The organism is Bradyrhizobium sp. WYCCWR15520, from assembly GCF_056174665.1.
The window spans coordinates 256,663-276,098 of the sequence record NZ_JBWBWM010000004.1 but is presented as its reverse complement, the minus strand read 5'-3'; the positions used below and the strand labels follow the sequence as shown (position 1 = coordinate 276,098).

Sequence of the window (19,436 nt, the reverse complement as noted above, 5' to 3'; positions counted from 1 at the left end):
TCCGGAACCGGGAAGGCCGGTTAAAATAATGAGCTTCTGCGACATCATGGACGCTCATATTTTTGCCGCGGATAGTCGGTCACCGGCCGGCGGTTTCTCCCGGCGCCTGCGCCTTGATCGCCAGCGCATGGACGGATCCCCTAAGTTCCGCCTCAAGCGTTGCATTTACCAGCCGGTGGCGTTCAATCCGGCTCTTCCCTTCGAAGGCTGGAGATACGATATACACTCTAAAGTGCGTCTCGCCGCCCGGCCGGTGACCCGCATGGCCCTCATGCAGATGAGATTCGTCCGTGACGTCGAGGCTTTCTGGCAAGAAAGCTTCACGCAACTTGTTTATGATAATGTCCCTGGTGCTCATGATAGTGGCAGTTAATTCCGTGTCTGCTTTCCGTCAATGTTGTATCCGAACGGAGGTATTCGCAATGTCAAGACTTGAAGCCTTTCGCATTGCGTAGTCAAAGTCAGCTATGCCGATTGATTCATCCAAGTTCTTCGATTCCATTCGCATCAAGCCCAACAAGGTCAGCGCGAAGGCGCAGGCGCGTGCGAATGAAGAATCCGCCATGTGCGAATGGGCGGGCTGCCAGAACAAGGGGCCGCACCGCGCGCCCAAGGGCCGCGAAAATTCCCGCGAGTACTTTCACTTCTGTCTCAACCATGTGCGCGAGTACAACCAGAACTACAATTTCTTCCAGGGCATGAATGCCGATGCCGTCGCGCGTTACCAGAAGGATGCGCTGACCGGCCATCGTCCGACCTGGAAGATGGGCGCCAACACCGCCGGCAAGAAGGGCAAGCAGCCCAGCGCCGAGGATTTTGACGGTGCCGCCGATCCCTTCAGCATGTTCTCCGAGCTCAACGGCCGCGGCCGCTGGCGGCCCGGCCCGGGTTTTGAGGCCAAGGCCGAAACGCGCAAGGTGATGAACGCCGAGCGCAAGGCGCTGCAGGTGATGGGGCTTTCTGCCGAAGCAACCCTCGATGACGTGAAGGCGAAGTACAAGGCGCTGGTCAAGCAGCACCATCCCGACGCCAATGGCGGCGACCGCTCCACCGAGGACCGCCTGATCGAGATCATCAAGGCGTATAATTATTTGAAGACGGTAGTGCGCGCGTAAGCGGGCACAGACCTGTAGCCCGGATGACGCGCAGCGCAATCCGGGTTCTCTCTCACCGCTGAAAGACCGGTCCCGGATTGCGCGGAGCCTGTCATCGGGCGCGCATTCGCGCGACCCGTTGGCTCCATCCGGGCTACGTGTACTCGGTACCCTCCTCACCCCGGCATTGGCCCGATATACGCCGAACTCGGCCGGATCAGCCGTCCGCCGCGCTGCTGCTCGCGCGCATGCGCCGTCCAACCCGCCGCCCGCGCTACCGCAAAGATCGGCGTAAACGCCTGCCGCGGGATTTTCATCGCGTCGAGCAGGATCGCGGTGAAGAACTCCACATTGGTGTCGAGCGGGCGGTCCGGATTCTTGATCCGCAACGCGCTGCGGATATAGGCCTCGACCTCGCCCGCAAACGGCAGGTCGGTGCCTTCACCGGCGAGCCGCTCGATCGCGCCCTTGAGCACGTCGGCGCGGGGATCGCGGACGCGATAGACGCGGTGGCCGAAGCCCATCAGCCGCTCGCCTCGGGCCAGCGCGCTGTCGACCCACGGCTTGATGCGTTCGGTCGAGCCGATCGCATCGAGCATTTCCAGCACCGGCTCGGGCGCGCCGCCATGCAGTGGGCCTGTCAGCGCGCAATAGCCGGCGGTCACGGCTGCGAACAAATCCGCCTGCGTCGAGGCCACCACGCGTGTCGTGAAGGTCGACGCGTTCATGCCGTGGTCGCACACCGTGACGAAATAGGCGTCGAGTGCCGCAGCCTCCCGCGCGTCAGGCTTGCGGCCGAGCATCATCGACAGTGTGTCGGCGGCGTGGCCCGCGGTCGGGTCGGGCGCGACGGGATCGTTGCCCTTCACCCGCTGTACCAGTGCGCCGGCGATCACGGGAAATGCGCCGACGATAGTGGCCTCATGTGCGAGGCCCGCTTCCGCGCGCAGACCAGCGATCGCCGCGCGAAAACCGTCGATGATCGATAGGCCGCGTGTGATGCCAAGCAGGTCCGGCAACCGGGCGAAGGCGCGTTCACGCCCCGCGCCGAGCGCCGCGCGTACCGCGGCTTCGCCGATGGGGTGGCCGGTACCGCCGCTCCACAACCGGGCGGTCACGCCCTCAAAACCGGTCTTGCGGGCGAGATCGCCGACCCGCTCGCCGGCAATGATCAGTTCCCCGCGCTCGCCATCGACATGGCTGAGCACGGTTTCGGCGGCCGGAATGCCGTCGAGGCCGATCGGGGTCTTGGAAATCTGCATGTTCATGGGGCTCTCCTTTGACTGCAGCCAAAGTCGGGCCTCTCGACAGATTGATCAATCTTGATTATGTAAATCAATATGAAAAAATCCGCCGGCCTTTACCTCTCGGCCCGCGAGGCCTCCGCCGAACTCGCGATCTCGCAGGCCACTCTTTATGCTTATGTCAGCCGTGGCCTGATCCGCTCGGAGCCGTCGCAGGATTCCCGCAGCCACCGCTACCGGGCCGAGGACGTCCGCACGCTGAAGGAGCGGCGTACCCCCTCGCCGGAGCCGCGCGGCCTGCGCAGCTTCGACGCCGATCTGCCGGTAATGGATTCAACGGTCGGAACCATTACCGAGGAGGGCGCGATCTATCGCGGCGTCAACTGCATCGATCTTGCCGAGCGCGACACGCTCGAACACGCCGCGACGCTGCTCTGGGACGTGACCGGCGTCGATCCATTCGATCAGGACAATTGCCCGATCGTGTCAGACGAAATGCGCGCTGTCGCCGAGGCCACACGCAAGGCCAACGCGATCGATCGCGCCATCGCCGTGCTGGCGCTGGCAGCCGCCGCTGACCCGCGCGCCTTCACCCGGGCGCCCGACGGACGCGCGATGGTCGGCGGCCGTATCGTGCGGCTGGTGGTTGCGACCATGCTGAACGCACGATCATCGGCAAAACCGCTTCATTCGCAGATTGCGCGCGCCTGGGCGCCCGACAACAAGCACGCGCCCGACCTGATCCGCCGCGCGCTGGTGCTGCTGGCCGATCATGAACTGAACGCCTCGACCTTCACCGTGCGATGTGCGGCGTCGACCGGCCTGAATCTCTATGACGCCGTGATTGCCGGCCTCGTCGCATTGAAGGGGCCGAAGCACGGTGGCGCCGGCGTGCTGGCGGCGCAGCTTCTGAAGACGCTCGCCAACGGCGAGGTCGCCCCGGTCATCCGCGAGCGCGTCGCGCTCGGCGAACGGTTCGCGGGCTTTGGCCATGGGGTCTACAAGCACGGCGATCCCCGCGCACGCGCGCTCTTGGAAGCGCTGGCGCGCTCCGGCGCCGACCGCAAGCTCACCCACGAAATTCCTGACAGCATCGCCGAAGCGACCGGCGAATTCGTCAATATCGACTATGCCCTTGCGGTCCTCGTGCACACGCTCGGCCTGTCGCCGGGCCATGAACTTGTGTTGTTTTCGATGGCGCGCACGGTGGGGTGGATCGCGCATGCCTGCGAGCAATTGCAGCACGGCCGATTGATCCGGCCGCGCGCCCGTTACGTCGGTCCCGCGCCCGGTCGCAGCCCTGCCCGGGCCTAATCCGAAGCGGTCTTTTCGGTCCGGCGTCGGCGCAGCGTCCAGACACCGAGCGCGATGATCGCCGCCGCGCACACGGCCAAAATCCAGAGATGTTTGCCGATGTGTTGGTGATGCGGCAGGCCGGCATAGTGGTGCAGCGCCGAGACTGCGAACACGCCCGGCAGTATGTGCGCCAAAGCCCATGCAAGGACCGCGGCAACGTTGACGCTGTAGAACCGGGCCGGCGACATCCCGAGCGCGCCGGCCGTCACCGGGACGAAGGCGCGGATCGGCGGCACAAAACGCGCGAACAGCACGGCGAGCGATCCCCAGCGCTGGAAGAACGTTTCGCTCTGCGCCATAACGGCGGGATATTTCGACATCGGCCAGGCGCTGAGAATCTCGCGTTGCGAGCGATGGCCGGCCCAAAATGCCGAGCCGTCGCCGAGCAGGGCGCCTGCAATCGCGGCCGCCAGCACGCCCCACAGGTTCAGTTCGCCGCCGGGCACCAGCGCGCTCAGGGCCAGGATGATGGTTGAGCCCGGCACCAGTGCGCCTGCGACGGGGATCGCTTCCAGGAGGGCAGCGAGAAATAGGGTCAGATAGGCCAGCCAGGGATGGGCCGAAACGAAGGCAATGATGGGATCAAGGAATGAAGTCACAGCCTTGCCGTCCGCTGAGTGGGCCGCCTGCACCCACAGCTACCAAGCCCGGCTGGGGCCCGAAAGTGCCACCGCCCTCCGGTTTTGGGGCCGGGCAGGCGGACAAGTCGGCAAAAGTGCGGCGTGATTCGCAGGGCAGCCCTCCAAAAAGTCGATACACGGCCTATCTCAATGATAAGGCAACGGAACTTTGATTGCGCCGCGGGCTTCTGCCGGCCCTTGCTCTCTGCTAGGTTGGTAACAGCCCCCATCCGCAGCCATTTAACAGATCTGGTTTCGGGAACGCCCGGGACCTCGGAGGATTGATGACGACCGCCGCCATGAGCAAAGTTTCGGAGCCCGCCGGTTTGCCCGACATGAAGGTGTCGGTCCGGCAGGTCTTCGGTATCGACAGCGATCTCGAAGTGCCGGCCTATTCCGAAGTCGACCCGCATGTGCCGGAAGTTGATTCGGATTACCGCTTCGACCGCGCTACCACGCTCGCAATTCTCGCCGGTTTTGCCAAGAACCGCCGCGTCATGGTCACCGGCTATCACGGTACCGGCAAATCGACCCATATCGAGCAGGTCGCGGCGCGCCTGAACTGGCCGTGCGTGCGCGTCAACCTCGACAGCCACATCAGCCGCATCGACCTGGTCGGCAAGGATTCGATCGTCATCAAGGACGGCAAGCAGGTCACGGAATTCCGCGACGGCATTCTGCCGTGGGCACTGCAGCACAACATCGCGCTGGTGTTCGACGAATACGACGCCGGTCGCCCCGACGTGATGTTCGTGATCCAGCGCGTGCTGGAAGTTTCCGGCCGCCTGACGCTCTTGGACCAGAACAAGGTGATCAAGCCGCACCCGTCGTTCCGCCTGTTCTCGACCGCCAACACGGTCGGCCTCGGCGATACTTCGGGCCTCTACCACGGCACCCAGCAGATCAACCAGGGCCAGATGGACCGCTGGTCGATCGTCACCACGCTGAACTATCTGGCGCATGACGAAGAGGTCGAAATCGTGCTGGCCAAGGCGCATCACTATCGCACGCAGGAAGGCCGCGACATCGTCAACAAGATGGTGCGGCTCGCCGATCTCACCCGCAACGCCTTCGCCAATGGCGATTTGTCGACGGTGATGAGCCCGCGCACCGTGATCACCTGGGCTGAGAACTCCGAAATCTTCGGCGATATCGGTTTTGCGTTCCGCGTCACCTTCCTCAACAAATGTGACGAACTGGAGCGGCCGCTGGTGGCGGAATTCTATCAGCGTTGCTTCAATGCGGAACTGCCCGAAAGTTCGGTCAACGTGGCGCTCAGCTAGCCCATGGCGAAAATTTCCGTCGAGCGCACCATTGGAAAGACCAAGAAGGCGGTGCTCGGCGGACTTCTCGGCTTCAACGCCGAGAAGATGGGGAAGCAGAAATACAAGCGCCTCGCCATCTCGCTGCGTGAAGGGGACAAGATCGTCGGCGGGATTGTCGGCGAAGTCTGGACCACGGTGCTGTTCATTCAGCTGTTCTGGATGGAGCAGAAGCTTCGCGGCAAGGACTACGGAACGAGGCTGATAAAGGCGATTGAGGACGAAGCGAGAAAGTTCGGGGCCACTCGGTCCTATCTGGACACGATGAGTTTTCAGGCGCCGGGTTTTTACCGCGCTTGCGGTTATGAGGAATTCGGTTCGATCGAAGGCTATCCCGGCGGCGTCACGCGGCACTGGTTTACGAAAGCGCTATGAGCACATCATCCAACTCCAAATTCCGCACCGGATCCAAGGAAGCGCCGACCGAGCCGTTCAAGCGCGCGGTGACCTCATGCCTGAAGGCGATTGCGAAAGCGCCGGAACTCGACGTGACGTTCGCGGCCGAACGTCCCGGTCTCGCGCCAGGCAAGGCGCGGCTGCCGGAGCCTGCCCGCAAGATGACCAAGCGGGACGCCGCGATCGTGCGCGGCCACGCCGATTCAATCGCGCTGAAGCTCGCCTGTCACGATCCCAAGGTGCATCGCAAGCTGATGCCGGGAAATCCGCAGGCGCGCGGCGTATTCGAGGCGGTGGAGCAGGCCCGCGTCGAGGCGATCGGCTCGCGCCGGATGTCGGGCGTTGCGAAGAATCTCACCGCGATGCTCGACGATCATTTCCATCGCGGCAAGTATGACGAGATCACCGACCGCGCCGATGCGCCGCTGTCGGATGCGCTGGCGATGCTGGTGCGCGAGCGGCTGACCGGCCTTGCGCCGCCGACGGCGGCGAAAAAAATGGTCGATCTCTGGCGTCCGGTGCTGGAAGACAAGATCGGCGCCCGGCTCGACAAGCTGAGCCGCGTCACCGAGGACCAGGCCAAGTTCGGCGACCTCGTGCACGACCTGTTGTCGGCGCTCGACCTCGGCGACGACCGCGATGCCGACGCCGATGACGACGAGAACGACGACGAGAACCAGGACGGCGAGAACGATCAGTCCGGCGCCGAGGGCTCGCCCGATAGCGATGCCGCGCAGGAAATGAGCGCCGACCAGGCGCAGGCGTCCACCGATGAAATGTCTGAGAGCGCGATGGAGAGCGCACAGGCCTCCACGTCGGATACGTTTGACGACGGCGAACTCGGCGATGACGAAACGCCGGGCGAGGCGACGCGGCCGAACACGCGCGGCGCCAACGAGCCGCGCGGGCCGGAATATCACGCCTTTGCGCCCAAGTTCGACGAGGTGATCGCCGCCGAAGATCTCTGCGACCATGACGAACTGGAGCGGCTGCGGTCCTACCTCGACAAGCAGCTTGCGCATCTGCAGGGCATCGTGGCGCGGCTCGCCAATCGCCTGCAGCGCCGCCTGATGGCGCAGCAGAACCGCGCCTGGGAGTTCGATCTCGAGGAAGGCATCCTCGATCCCGCGCGGCTGTCGCGCGTGGTCACCGATCCCTATCATCCGCTGTCCTTCATGCATGAGAAGGAAGCGACCTTCCGCGACACCGTGGTGACGCTGCTGCTCGACAATTCCGGCTCGATGCGCGGCCGCCCGATCACCGTGGCGGCGACCTGCGCCGATATTCTCGCGCGCACGCTGGAGCGTTGCGGCGTCAAGGTCGAGATTCTGGGCTTCACCACCCGCGCCTGGAAGGGCGGGCAGTCGCGCGAGGCGTGGCTCGCCGCCGGCAAGCCGGCCAATCCGGGCCGACTGAACGACCTGCGCCACATCATCTACAAGTCTGCCGACGCGCCCTGGCGACGCTCGCGCAAGAATCTGGGCCTGATGATGCGCGAGGGCCTGCTGAAGGAGAACATCGACGGCGAGGCGCTGGACTGGGCGCACAAGCGCCTGCTCGGCCGAGCCGAACAGCGCAAGATCCTGATGATGATCTCGGACGGCGCGCCGGTCGACGATTCCACGCTATCGGTCAACCCCGGCAATTACCTCGAGCGGCATCTGCGCCACATCATCGAGGAGATCGAGACCCGTTCGCCGGTCGAACTGATCGCGATCGGCATCGGTCACGACGTCACGCGCTACTACCGCCGTGCCGTCACCATCGTCGATGCCGAGGAGCTCGGCGGCGCCATCACCGAGAAACTCGCTGAACTGTTCAGCGAGACCCACGGCGCCGCGCCCGTCTCAGGCCACCACCGGCCGCGCCGCCTGCATTCGTGAGAACATGCTCCCGCCCATAGGCCGCCGCCGCCTTTTGAAATATGCAGCGGCGGGGCTTTCGTTGACGGCCATGCCGGCCGTCGCGGCGGCGCAAACGGCTGTTCAGCGGCCGCCGAAGCAGACGAGCCCCGACGAGTTCACGGTCAGCACCCCGGTTTCGATCGACGTCAACGCCCGGCCGTTGCCCTCGTTCGATACCCGCGACCGATCGCGGGTGCGATTCGGCGAGCTCGAATATCGCAGCGGCCTCATTCTCACCTCGCGCTTCCGCGGATTTGGTGGATTGTCGGGACTACGGCTGGACGCCAAGGGCGAGCGCTTCATCGCCATCAGCGACAAGGGCGGCTGGTTCACCGGGCGCATTGTCTACAAGGGCCGCGAGATGACCGGGCTCGACGACGTCGAGGCTTCGCCGGTACTCGGTCCCGACGGCAAGCCGATCACCTCGCGCGGCTGGTACGACACCGAGGCGCTCGCGCTCGACGGCTCGCTGGTCTATGTCGGCCTTGAGCGCGTCAATCAGATATTGCGCTTCGACTTCGCCAAGGGATTTACGCGCGCGCAAGGCGAATTGATTCAGTTGCCGCTGGGCGTGCGCAAGCTGCCCAACAACAAGGGCATCGAGGCGCTTGTGGTGGTGCCGAAGGGCTCGTCCCTGGCGGGAACGCTGATCGCGATCTCCGAACGCGGGCTCGACGCCCAGGGCAACATCACAGCCTTCCTGATCGGCGGCAAGTCGCTGGGGCTGTTCAGCATCCGCCGCACCGACAATTTCGACATCAGCGACGCGGTGCTGCTGCCCTCCGGTGGGCTGTTGCTGCTGGAGCGCAAATTCTCCTGGCTCGGCGGGGTCGGCATCCGCATCCGCCGCGTCTCGCTCGCCTCCATCGCCCCCGGCGCGTTGATCGATGGTCCCGCGATCTTCGAAGCCGATCTCGGCAACGAGATCGACAACATGGAAGGCATCGATGCCCATGTCACGCCGGAGGGCGAAACGGTGCTGACGCTTGTCTCCGACGACAATTTCTCGATGATACAACGCAATCTGCTGCTGCAATTCACGCTGGTGGAGTAGCGTCCTCGCGAATAACGGAACGGTTCTTGCAACGCTCCGGGACGTAAACCGGAGCTTTCGATGTACAAGTCCATTCACGCCCTTTGTGTCCTGTCCACCCTTCTTGTTGCCCAAGCGGCGCATGCCGAAACCTGGCCGTCGCGGCTGATCAAGGCGACCATTCCGTTCGGCCCGGGCAGCGCCACCGACGTGGTGCCGCGCCTGGTGTTCGAACGTCTCTCGTCCGAACTCGGCCAGCCCATCGTGGTCGAAAATCGGGCAGGGGCCGGCGGCACGCTCGGCACGGGTCTGGTCGCGAAAGCCGAACCCGACGGCTACAGCATTCTTGCCCATTCCTCGGCACTCGCCATCGCACCGGCGATATTCCCCAACCTGACCTTCGATGCGACGAAGGACCTCTCCTCGGTGCTGATGATCGGCTCGAGCGCCAGCGTCATGATCGTGCCGAACGAGCGTCCGTGGAAATCGATCCAGGACTTCATCGCGGAGGCCAAAGCCAAGCCGGGATCGATTTCTTTCGGCTCGGTTGGTGTCGGCAGTGCGGTGCACATCGCCGCGGAGAAGTTTCGGCTCGCCGCCGGCATCGAGGCGACGCATGTGCCGTATCGCGGCGGGCCAGAGGTGATCGCCGACATCATGGGAGGACGGATCGATCTCTACTTCTGTCCGCTGGCGACCGCCTTGCCACTGATCCGGCAGGGGCAGGTGAAGGCCTTGCTGGTTTCGACGCCCAAGCGCGCCGCCGATCTGCCTGATGTGCCGACACCTGGAGAGAGCGGCCTGAAAAATGCAGAAAGCGTGAGCTGGTTCGGCGTGTTCGTGCCTTCGAGGACACCGCGGGACATCGTGGAAAGGTTTCATGCAGTGGGAATGAAGGTACTGAGCGATCCCTCCGTGCAGGCGAGCCTGACGAAGCTCGGGGTCGAGCCGATGCCGATGAAGCCGGCCGAGATCGACGACCTCGTCAAACGCGAGATGGCGGCCAATCTGGAGCTGATCAAGGCGGCGGGGATCAAACAATAGGGGGAGGGTTGCAGTCCCGGCGGGTTGAGGAGGGGAGAGCGGCTCGCTAGACATGGCGGGTCGTTTTCCCTCCGATCCGGATCACTTAGCCCATGAGCGCTCTGTTTACCCCGATCAAGCTGCGCGGCCTCAGCCTTGCCAACCGTATCATGGTGGCGCCGATGTGCCAGTACTCGTCCGTCGATGGCGAGGCCAATGACTGGCACTTCACCCATATCAATTCGCTGGCGCTGTCGGGCGCCGCCATCTTCTGCATCGAGGCGACGGCGGTGGAGGCGTCCGGCCGCATCACGCCGGGCTGCCTCGGCCTCTATAACGACGCCACCGAAGCCGCGCTGAAGCCGATCCTCGCTTCCGTGCGCAAGCGCTCGAAGGCTGCCGTGATGATGCAGCTCGCCCATGCCGGCCGCAAGGCATCGAGCCACACGCCGTGGGACGGCGGGCAACTGATCCCGGTGGCCGAAGGCGGCTGGCGGGCGGAGGGGCCGTCGGCCATTCCGCACAAGCAAGGCGAGACGCCGCCGATTGCGTTCGATGCCGCGGGCCTTGCCCGCGTGCGCGACGCCTTCGTGGCCGCGACGAAGCGCGCCGAGCGGCTCGGCATCGACGCCATCGAGGTGCATTCGGCGCACGGCTACCTGCTGCACCAGTTCCTGTCGCCGATCGCCAACCAGCGCACCGATCAATATGGCGGCTCGCTTGCGAACCGCATTCGCTTTCCGCTCGAAGTGTTCGATGCAGTGCGCGCGGCGTTTCCGCACGACAAGCCGGTCGGATTGCGCGTCTCCTGCACCGACTGGGTCGAGGGCGGCTGGGATCTGGCGCAAACCATCGAGTTCGCGCATGAGCTGAAGAAGCACGGCGTCGACTGGATCGACGCGTCCTCGGGCGGCGTGTCGCCACTGCAGAAGATTCCGCTCGGCCCCGGCTACCAGGTGCCGTTCGCGCAGGCGATCCGCGAGGCGACCGGGCTCACCACCATCGCCGTCGGCCTGATCACGGAAGCCAGGCAGGCCGAGGAGATCGTGGCCTCGGGCAAGGCCGACATGGTCGCGCTCGCCCGCGCCATGCTCTACGACCCGCGCTGGGGTTGGCACGCCGCCGCCGAACTCGGCGGCGAGGTGTTCGCGCCGCCGCAATACTGGCGCTCGCAGCCCTCGACGCGAAAGGCGCTGTTCGGCGCGACGACGTTCGGGACGAGGTAGCCGCATACGCAGTCGCCCTTCCTTCTCCCGCAAGGGGCGAGGGGGAGGGAGTGCTCTCTCCTCGTCATTGCGAGCGAAGCGAAGCAATCCACATTTCGACTCGGGGATAGATGGATTGCTTCGCTTCGCTCGCAATGACGGCGGAGGGCATTCGCGCGCGACCCGTTGGCTCGCAACGACGATCTCGAATCCTGACCTCTGCCCATCCGTTTCGTCATAACTCGGCCGCACGCCAGGCGTGTTATGGTCTCGCTTGCGCGCGACAGACGCGCTTTCAACAACAACATACAGCGAGGATGCCCCATGGAGATCGGATATTTCACGATGCCGTCCCATCCGCCGGAGTGCGGGTTGAAAGAGGGTCACGACTGGGACCTGCAGACGCTGCGCTGGCTCGACGAACTCGGCTACCAGGAAGCCTGGATCGGCGAGCACCACACCGCGCCCTGGGAGCCGCATCCTTCGCCCGATCTCATTCTCGCGCAGGCATTTCTGCAGACCAAGAATATCCGCCTCGGGCCCGGCGGCTTCCTCTTGCCCTATCACCACCCGGCCGAACTTGCGAACCGTGTCGCTGTTCTCGATCACCTCTCCGGCGGACGGCTGAACTTCGGCGTCGCCGCCTCGGGCCTGCCGAGCGACTGGGCGATGTTCAATGTCGACGGGATGTCCGGCCAGAACCGCGACATGACGCGCGAGGCGCTGGAGATCATATTGAAGATGTGGACGGAGGACGCGCCCTGGAACTACACCGGCAAGTTCTGGACGGTGAACAAGCCGGACACGATGTTCGACTTCCTCAAGCCGCACCTCAAGCCGCTGCAGGCGCCGCATCCGCCGATCGGCGTCGCCGGCCTCTCCAAGGGCTCGGATACGCTCAAGCTTGCGGGCGAGCGCGGCTACATTCCGATGAGCCTCAACCTCAATCCCGCTTACGTCGGCAGCCACTGGCAATCGGTCGAGATTGGCGCTGCGAAAACCGGACGCAAGCCGAAGCGCAGCGACTGGCGGCTGGTGCGCGAAGTGTTCATCGCCGATACCGACGAGGAGGCGTGGCGGCTCTCGGTCGGCGACATGATGGGCCGGATGATGACCGAATATTTCCTGCCGCTGCTCGGCCATTTCGGTTTCAAGGACTACCTGAAGGCGACGCCTGACATCGCAGACTGCGATGTCACGGCCGAATACTGCGCCCGCAACAACTGGATCGTGGGCTCGCCTGCGACCGTCACCGAGAAAATCGAGAAAATCTATCATGAGGTCGGCGGCTTCGGCACGCTGCTGGTGTTCGGCTTCGACTACAAGCACAAGCCCGAGGCGTGGTACAATTCGCTGCGCCTGTTGCGGCACGAAGTGATGCCGCGGCTGAAGCATCTCGAGGCGGATCTGACGAAGGCGGCGTGATTGAACGCGCCGCTCTTTCCCCGTCATTGCGAGCCAACGGGTCGGCGCGAAGCGCCGCCCGATGACAGACTCCGCGAAGCAATCCATTTTTCCGTTATGCCGAGAGATGGATTGCTTCGTCGCTGTCGCTCCTCGCAATGACGGCGGAGACAGCGTCGTCTCGCGCTGCTCAATGCGTCTTTGCTGCATCCGCGGCGCGGACCTGCCAGAATTTCAGCAGACGTCGGGCGTTTTCGACCGTCAGCTTGGCGTACTGCTCTTTCGCCTTCGCCAGTTCGTGACGGCCCATGCTCCCCGAAGCGAAGCGGCTGTCGAGGATGGCGGATACGGTTTCCCAGTTCAACCCGGCGACGCGGCAGGGGATCAGCACGCCGTCGTCGCGCAGGCTCTGCATGACAGGGCGGATCACCTCGACGCTCGACGCCGACAGTTCGGCGAGCGCCGCGACGGTCTCGGCATATTTGCGCTCTTTCGCGAACGCCAAGAGCGCCGGCTCGTTGAGCTTGCCGTGTTTCGCCAGCGCCGCGACGAAGCGGCGGGCTGCGGAGAAATCGCGGGTGCGCGACATTTCGCGGTTGGCGCCGACGGACGCGGCCGCGATCGCGCTGCGGATTTCCTCGAACAGGTGCGGCGGCGCGCGCGACAACAGCCGCGTGCGCACGACCTCGGTGGCGCTCTGCAGCAATTGCCGGCGCTGCTCGGCCGGCAGGTCGATGCGGATGCCGGTCTCGACCGCAAGATCCGGATCGCTTTCCGCCTGCTTCAGCACGATGGCATAGCCGGACGCCGACATCCGCGCGCCGGGATTGGTGACGAGCCGCCGGCTGACGGAGGGATAATGCCGCTTCAAGAGCGCATCGGTGACGATCTCGGTCAGCCACCAGCGGCCGGAGATCGCCAGCAGATGCTGCTCGCTTTTGGTCTCGGCGAGTTCGATCAGATCGTCGGCCGAAAGCCGCGCCGATTCGGTCAGCACGGGGCGCGCAATCGTAATCTCGTCATTGTGCGCCAAGCGCCGGATCACGGAAGCCGGCGCCTGCTTGATGGAGGCGAGCTGGGTGCTCATTTCGGCGAGCGCAATCCGCGCGGAGACATCGGCCAGCGCGCGCAGCTCGATGGTGCGGATCAGCCGTTCGAGCACGTCGCCGAACAGCTCGATCTGTTCGCCGGAATAGCCGTCGGCGGACAGCAGAAACAGGTCGGTGACCTGCTTCAGCGCATCCAGATGTTTTTCCGCCGAGCCGGCCTGGATGGCCGCCTCGACCTCCTCGGCGATCGATCGTGTCAGCATCGCTCGTCCTGAGCGTTTCAAGCCGGTTCTGGCCCCAGATGGGTGAGAATAGGGGGCAGTGTTGAACGATTCGTAAACCATTTGGGTCGCGCGGCGGCGGAACTGGGGCCGCAGGATTGCGGGGGCGGTGCGCGGCTGCGTCTTCTCCCTCTCCCGCGTGCGGGGGAGGGCTGGGGTGGGGGTGGTGTCTCCGCATAATGACTGGTTGTCGAGTCCGCGGAACCCGTAGGATGGGTGGAGCGAAGCGATACCCATCATGGCTTCCGCGGTACCGATCGATGGGTTTCGCTTCGCTCTACCCATCCTACGAAGTGGCGCTGATTGTTCTCCATTCGTCCGTCCCGTTATGCGGAAGCACCCCCACCCCGACCCTCCCCCGCAAGAGCGGGAGAGGGGGAGACGCACCTCCGCGTTCTCGCGGCCTGTTCGCCCGAGTCTTTCAATGTCGTTCACGCCCCCAAGAATCGAGAGGGCGCAGGGAATGCCGGGTGACGGCTGCCACCGCGGTCTCGTGTGCAATAAGCGCTAACAAAATGCGCACACGAGCATACAGGTACAGCCGGGGCACGCCGGCATTCCCTGCGCGATGGGTTGACGGCTTATGCCGTGCTCTCCCTGGAGACGAATTCCTTTTGCCTCCATCGCCGGCGGATTGAAGGTCTTGAAAAACCCGGTCGGGTCTTCACAAATCCTCCGCCGGCTTAACGCCAGCCACGGGCGCCAGGACCACACGGTTTTGCCGTACGCGATTGCGCCGCTCGTCCTTGCGCTGATTGGTTGCTCACGGCCTTATCAGCCGCCCTGCAATGCCTCGCGCGCGCGTGCGCTTTCACGTCCACCGCTCCCCGCACTCCACGTATCGTGACGACGCGTACGCCCCTCTTCGATGAGGCGGGATGCGCGCAAGAGGAGGGTGATTTGCCTTGAAAGGAAAGCGGAATATTTTTGTTGCGCGATCTGGACGACGCAAATCACGTTGAATCGGCTGATGAAATTAGATTATTGCCGCAGCGGGTTTCTCCTCCGCGAAGAGGCCGTAGGGTGGGCAAAGCGTCAGCGTGCCCACCATTCGTGACGCGGGTGCCGATGGATGGTGGGCACGCTGCGCTTTGCCCACCCTACGAAATCCCGCCCCCTCAATCCGCCACGACCTCCTCCGCGCTGGCATGCGCCGGCGGCACGGGCATCGGGAATTTCTCGTACTGCCGCGGCAGGTTCACCGGGCGGTAGCTCGGCAGCGCGTCCATGCGCTGCAGCGCCGACTCGTGGATGACGGCGCCGTCGGGAATGAAGCGCGGCTCGGCGTCGGGGATGTAATAGCCGAAATGCGTCTTTCGCGCCGGCCATTCCTTGTAGCTCGCGCTCTTCGGCAGATATTCGAGTAGCCACCACGCGCCCTTCAGCGAGATGTGCAGATCGCCGCGAATGTCAGGCACGACATAGGAGAACGGGCTGCCCTTGCGCTGAATGCCCCAGGCGAGCTGGTTGACGGTGGCCTGGTTGACCTGCAGCCCGCATTTGGTCGCCTCGTCGATCATCCAGAGCAGCGGATATTTCGAAAGCCCGCTTTCCTTTTCCGGATAGCCGCCGCCGATATCGGCATGCACGCCGGCGAACCACACCTGCAGAATATCCTGCGGCTCGGCATGCGCGTCGTTGAAGCGGTTGTGCTTGAAGGTCTGCGGGTCGTCCCACTTCTTGAGACGGAACATGCAGCGCCGTTCGTCGATCGAGATCGCCTGCCGAAACGTCTGCACGCTCGGGTTCACAATGGTGAACGCGAGCTCTTCCAGGCTCGGCCAATAGAAGCGATCGGCCCGCGGCACGATCACGCTCGCGACCGTATCCCAGACGCCGACGAAGCGGATGGTGGGCCAGCGCGTCGAGGTGATGCGCGCGAACTGCGCGGCGTTGTCGAAGGCGCTCTGCGGCAGCGCGTCTTCGCCTGAGGCGACATCGGTGGCCGACTTGAACTTCGCCCGCAACTTCGGCGCCTCGTCGGAGGAGAACTGCTTGTAGGCGATGAGCCCCGAGCCTGCGAGATTGACCTGCTCCGGCGAGATCAGGCCCACCTTGTGAATGAGCCCTGCTAGCACCCGCACGGTATAGGCGCCGCGGGAAAAGCCGAACAGGTAGATCTGGTCGCCCGCCTGGTAATGGTGGACCAGGAAGCCATAGGCCGCGAGCACGTTGTCATCGAGCCCATAGCCGGTGGCGAGGCCCAGGATGGCGTTGAAATCCTGCTTCAGTTTGTGCCACGGGTCCGGCCGCTCCAGCGTGCCGACCCCCGGATCGTAAAACACGAGTTGCCGCGGCTGCGTCTTCTCCGTCTTGCGCAGGCAGCGATAAAGCTTCAGCACATTGGAGATGTTCTCGGAAATCTCGTTGCCGGTGCCGTCGCAGCAGATGATGATGTTGCGCATGGGGGACTCGCAGGGGACAGTGATGCTACCTTGGCGAGTATAGCGGAACTTTGAAGTGAGACGACGTGAAATTTAAGAAGTGATGCTTGGAAAGATTGAGCGTGCACATCGCTGTTGCCCATATGCGAATTTCAGAATACGCAAAGAATTAACCGTCATCCAATCTACTGGCTACTAACGGTTTTTCATTTGAGGCAGGTCACGGTGAAGCGGGAAATTTTAACATTTGGCTATGAGGGGCTAAGCGTCGACGCCTTTATTGCGCGGCTTCGATCAGCCGACGTGGAGACTGTCGTAGATGTGCGAGCAAATCCTATTTCGCGGAAGCCGGGGCTATCAAAAAACGCGCTCGCGCGAAATCTAACCAACGCCGGCATGCGGTATGTCCACGCCGTAGAGGTGGGTTGTCCGAAGCCGGTCCGGGATCGCTACAAATCTGACGGAGACTGGGCTGCTTACACCAGTGCCTTTCTCGATTACATCGCGGATCAGAAAGTGCCAGTCGCGCACATCGCGTCTATCGCGAAGCAGTCGCGGTCTTGCCTCATATGTTTTGAGGCCGACTATAATTTCTGTCACCGAACCTTTGTAGCGAGAGCTGCAGCGCCAATTATCGGCGCGCGAGTCGTTCATCTCACAGCGAAAATGTTAGTTGTGGATCGGGACCTAAGATCGGCGGCTTAGGTGGGTATATCAGACTAACAATCAACCATTGTTCGGGGAATCTGTGGATGGTCCCCATCAGAAGTATCAAGTCTGCCGCTGGCAGAGATACCTCTAGCTTCTGCCGGAATGGATGCTCCCAGCCGTCGTTATGACCGTGGTAGCAATTCCAGTATAGTGCTCCAGCCTCCCAATCGACGATCTTGTGTCTATACATCCTAGCGCCAGCGCTACTATTGCATTCGTAGCGGTAGTGGAAATCGTGAGGAAGTTTCCGCAACGTCGTTAGTGCTTTCACATCGGTGTCGTCAAACAAGCCGCCTTGGCGCTGGCTTTGAAGTAGTTTTGCCTTCTCCTCGTCAGTCCAGTCTGGCTTAGAGGCTGCGCTAATATCAAGACCGAGTATCCGTGTTGGTCGAACAAGGCCGAGCGTTGTCCCGTTTGCAACTCGATCGGCATCAAGGTCCGCAAAATCTGCAAAGACCTTGAGCTTACTCAATGCTTCGCGACGAACTCGCCACGCATTGCTGGTTGGAAGCGGCGGGCCGTTGAACTTCACTGTGTCCACAAATAACTTATGGCTTTCGGGTCGACGGTCGCCAACGGCTCGATCTATTCGAGCGCTCACCCATTGCCACTTCTTAAACTGCTGAGCCCCATCAATTAAGCGGAAGGGTACAGGAAAGAGTCGGATCAACTTGCCGCTTCGATCCATCCCCGCGACACATGATGTTTCAACGTATTTTCCGCTTGGTGACGGGTAGGTCTTACAAAGGATCAGAATATCCTGTTCAAACGAAGCCATTGCCGCTTCCTTGTCACACGCGCTCCAAAAGCGCGGCTGGACCGGTCAGGTTTGCCGTAGGGAATTTACAGCCTCGATGATCAGCGCAATTCCATCCTGTGGTCCATGATATTGAATCGTCCGAAAGATGGTAGGAATCCCTAGAGCCATCAAAGTTACAAATCCCTCACCAACCTGCAATTCATGGCGGCTGTGATCAGGATTTTCGTATGACTGCGAGCTTACCTTATTCGTTCCGAAGTCGCGGAAGCACAGAATAATTGGGGTACCGTTTGATTCTGCCAACTGCATTTCGATGCCGAGTCCAGTCGAAGGAAAGCTGGCCTCGGCGATTACAAGATCCGCTTCTTCCACCATTGCTCGATCCCACACGTAGCAGAGGCGGGCTCGTTCAGCGGCGGGTTTGGTGCCAAGTTGAGGGTCGCTATTAATAAGCGCGTACTTGACCTCCGTCTTGGAATCGTTCTCGCGCAACGTTTTTGCGAGCTGATGGATGAAGACAACGTGTTCGTCAAATAGCGATCGCGGGACGTGCGTGAGGGCGCATGCGATGTAAATTTTCATCAGGTCGCTGCCCGTATATTGGGAATGAGGAATTGAAGGCCGGTGAGTTCCGATGCAATTTCGTCGACGAACTGATCAGCGGACATCTGGATGAATTCGCTGAGTAGCCAATTCTTTTGTCCCGCCAGCAGAGAGGCCATCTGTGGCGGATTATACCGACTGATCTCGCTCAGCCTATGCATCGTGCCTAGAATAAGTGTCGGTAGTTGACGTTCGATGCGCGCGGGTCCTCTGGTTACCGACTTAATATACCAAAGCGGTTCAGAGCCGTTTATGAATACAAGTTCGCGTCGCAGACGACGGTTCAAGTCCACGATGGCGCTCAACGCGGTTTGGCTAAGTCTGCCGGAGCGCGGAGTACTCACATAGGCATTTGACCGAATGGCCCGCGGGCCAAATTTTTTGTCTGCAACGAACTGAGCAGGCAATCGCTTTGCTGCTGCTCCGATTGGAATGTTCTTAGTGACGTCAGCGCGGAAGTAAATTCGCTTTGATGATCTGTCTGCTACAAATCCGCAATTTGCAATGGGGATGAACATTTCTTGCTGCGATGTATAAGTAAGGCAGTAGGTTCGGTGAATGAAGACCATATTGAAGAATAGCTCTTGAAGTGTGTGAGTTCGCGCAAGCTCAGCTTCTCCATAATACGCTGACAAGCTAGGTAGCACGCCGTGTTGCTGCACTCTTATTCCGAGGTGGTTCAGCGACGCACTCGTTCCTTGAGACCTGTGCTCGGAAACACCGTGGCGCTCGTTGAAGACAATTCCTTTGGCTGACAACAGCGCCTTCGTGGCATTCAAGAATGCGTAATAGAGCAACAGGGGAGCGGATTGTGGCGGCAATCCAAGGGACACCTTGTAGAATTCCTGTGCCTGCTGCCAGTAAAGTAGAGCCTTATCCTTGCGCCCTCGTTTCAGCCAAAGCGCAACGTAGGTCCAAGGACTATTTGTCAGAACGTTCCGAGCCCCAATCACTGGAGCCGTTACTGCCTTATGAGGAGCAACCAAGCGCCCCTTCCATTTAACCGGCAGGAGATCCTTGGACGGGATATCCATTGATTCCTCTCAT

General features: G+C 62.3%; 18 protein-coding genes. 10 read left to right on the top strand and 8 right to left on the bottom strand.

Annotated features, from left to right (window positions below):
- Positions 1–79: 79 nt before the first annotated feature.
- Positions 80–358: a BolA family protein gene (locus AC0QUY_RS06590; protein ID WP_475386222.1), complete on the bottom strand. Its 279-nt coding sequence runs from the start codon at positions 356–358 to the stop codon at positions 80–82.
- A gap of 109 nt (positions 359–467) precedes the next feature.
- Here AC0QUY_RS06590 and AC0QUY_RS06585 point away from each other — a divergent pair, with 109 nt between their 5' ends.
- Positions 468–1,115, top strand: coding sequence for a J domain-containing protein (locus tag AC0QUY_RS06585; RefSeq protein ID WP_161851292.1), 648 nt, complete (start codon positions 468–470; stop codon positions 1,113–1,115).
- A 155-nt stretch (positions 1,116–1,270) separates the two neighbouring features.
- Here AC0QUY_RS06585 and AC0QUY_RS06580 read toward each other — a convergent pair whose 3' ends face one another.
- On the bottom strand, positions 1,271–2,362 hold the full coding sequence (locus AC0QUY_RS06580; RefSeq protein ID WP_475386221.1) for a citrate synthase/methylcitrate synthase: 1,092 nt from the start codon (positions 2,360–2,362) through the stop codon (positions 1,271–1,273).
- A 72-nt stretch (positions 2,363–2,434) separates the two neighbouring features.
- On the opposite strand from AC0QUY_RS06580, the gene AC0QUY_RS06575 reads away from it, so the two are divergent.
- Positions 2,435–3,652 (top strand): citrate synthase family protein, encoded by a 1,218-nt coding sequence (locus AC0QUY_RS06575; protein WP_475386220.1) that lies wholly within the window; start codon positions 2,435–2,437, stop codon positions 3,650–3,652.
- Here the strand turns inward: AC0QUY_RS06575 and AC0QUY_RS06570 are convergent.
- Positions 3,649–4,293 (bottom strand): DedA family protein, encoded by a 645-nt coding sequence (locus AC0QUY_RS06570; protein ID WP_475386219.1) that lies wholly within the window; start codon positions 4,291–4,293, stop codon positions 3,649–3,651. The genes AC0QUY_RS06575 and AC0QUY_RS06570 overlap by 4 nt on opposite strands.
- A gap of 305 nt (positions 4,294–4,598) precedes the next feature.
- Here AC0QUY_RS06570 and cobS point away from each other — a divergent pair, with 305 nt between their 5' ends.
- From cobS to AC0QUY_RS06535, 7 genes are all read left to right on the top strand, one after another.
- Positions 4,599–5,597 (top strand): cobaltochelatase subunit CobS, encoded by a 999-nt coding sequence (cobS, locus tag AC0QUY_RS06565; RefSeq protein ID WP_161851296.1) that lies wholly within the window; start codon positions 4,599–4,601, stop codon positions 5,595–5,597.
- Positions 5,598–5,600: 3 nt separating this feature from the next.
- Complete coding sequence (locus AC0QUY_RS06560; protein WP_161851297.1) at positions 5,601–6,011, top strand: GNAT family N-acetyltransferase; 411 nt, start codon at positions 5,601–5,603, stop codon at positions 6,009–6,011.
- Positions 6,008–7,915: a cobaltochelatase subunit CobT gene (gene cobT / locus AC0QUY_RS06555; protein ID WP_161851298.1), complete on the top strand. Its 1,908-nt coding sequence runs from the start codon at positions 6,008–6,010 to the stop codon at positions 7,913–7,915. Before AC0QUY_RS06560 ends, cobT begins: the two co-directional genes overlap by 4 nt.
- 70 nt (positions 7,916–7,985) lie before the next feature.
- Positions 7,986–8,990 carry an esterase-like activity of phytase family protein gene (locus AC0QUY_RS06550; RefSeq protein WP_475386251.1) on the top strand — a complete coding sequence of 335 codons (1,005 nt, stop codon included), beginning with the start codon at positions 7,986–7,988 and terminating at the stop codon, positions 8,988–8,990.
- Positions 8,991–9,050: 60 nt separating this feature from the next.
- Positions 9,051–10,013, top strand: coding sequence for a Bug family tripartite tricarboxylate transporter substrate binding protein (locus AC0QUY_RS06545; protein ID WP_475386218.1), 963 nt, complete (start codon positions 9,051–9,053; stop codon positions 10,011–10,013).
- Between the two features lie 92 nt (positions 10,014–10,105).
- Positions 10,106–11,218 carry an NADH:flavin oxidoreductase/NADH oxidase gene (locus AC0QUY_RS06540; protein ID WP_475386217.1) on the top strand — a complete coding sequence of 371 codons (1,113 nt, stop codon included), beginning with the start codon at positions 10,106–10,108 and terminating at the stop codon, positions 11,216–11,218.
- Between the two features lie 303 nt (positions 11,219–11,521).
- The gene (locus AC0QUY_RS06535; RefSeq protein WP_475386216.1) at positions 11,522–12,622 is read left to right on the top strand and encodes an LLM class flavin-dependent oxidoreductase; all 1,101 of its coding nucleotides are present in this window, start codon (positions 11,522–11,524) and stop codon (positions 12,620–12,622) included.
- 169 nt (positions 12,623–12,791) lie between these two features.
- On the opposite strand, the gene AC0QUY_RS06530 is transcribed toward AC0QUY_RS06535, so the two are convergent.
- Together AC0QUY_RS06530 and AC0QUY_RS06525 are read right to left on the bottom strand one after the other, a co-directional pair.
- Complete coding sequence (locus AC0QUY_RS06530; protein WP_475386215.1) at positions 12,792–13,913, bottom strand: DUF2336 domain-containing protein; 1,122 nt, start codon at positions 13,911–13,913, stop codon at positions 12,792–12,794.
- Positions 13,914–15,049: 1,136 nt separating this feature from the next.
- Positions 15,050–16,336 carry a DUF2235 domain-containing protein gene (locus tag AC0QUY_RS06525; RefSeq protein ID WP_475386214.1) on the bottom strand — a complete coding sequence of 429 codons (1,287 nt, stop codon included), beginning with the start codon at positions 16,334–16,336 and terminating at the stop codon, positions 15,050–15,052.
- 204 nt (positions 16,337–16,540) lie between these two features.
- Between AC0QUY_RS06525 and AC0QUY_RS06520 the strand changes: the two genes are divergently transcribed.
- The gene (locus AC0QUY_RS06520; RefSeq protein WP_475386213.1) at positions 16,541–17,020 is read left to right on the top strand and encodes a DUF488 domain-containing protein; all 480 of its coding nucleotides are present in this window, start codon (positions 16,541–16,543) and stop codon (positions 17,018–17,020) included.
- Here AC0QUY_RS06520 and AC0QUY_RS06515 read toward each other — a convergent pair.
- From AC0QUY_RS06515 to AC0QUY_RS06505, 3 genes are read right to left on the bottom strand one after another with little or no spacing between them, the layout of a single operon-like run.
- Complete coding sequence (locus tag AC0QUY_RS06515) at positions 16,971–17,804, bottom strand: hypothetical protein (protein WP_475386212.1); 834 nt, start codon at positions 17,802–17,804, stop codon at positions 16,971–16,973. The two genes, AC0QUY_RS06520 and AC0QUY_RS06515, sit on opposite strands and share 50 nt — an antisense overlap.
- Positions 17,805–17,849: 45 nt before the next feature.
- On the bottom strand, positions 17,850–18,368 hold the full coding sequence (locus tag AC0QUY_RS06510; RefSeq protein ID WP_475386211.1) for a hypothetical protein: 519 nt from the start codon (positions 18,366–18,368) through the stop codon (positions 17,850–17,852).
- Entirely contained in the window at positions 18,368–19,423 is a 1,056-nt protein-coding gene (locus tag AC0QUY_RS06505) for a YaaC family protein (RefSeq protein WP_475386210.1), read from the bottom strand. Before AC0QUY_RS06505 ends, AC0QUY_RS06510 begins: the two co-directional genes overlap by 1 nt.
- Between the last annotated feature and the right edge of the window lie 13 nt (positions 19,424–19,436).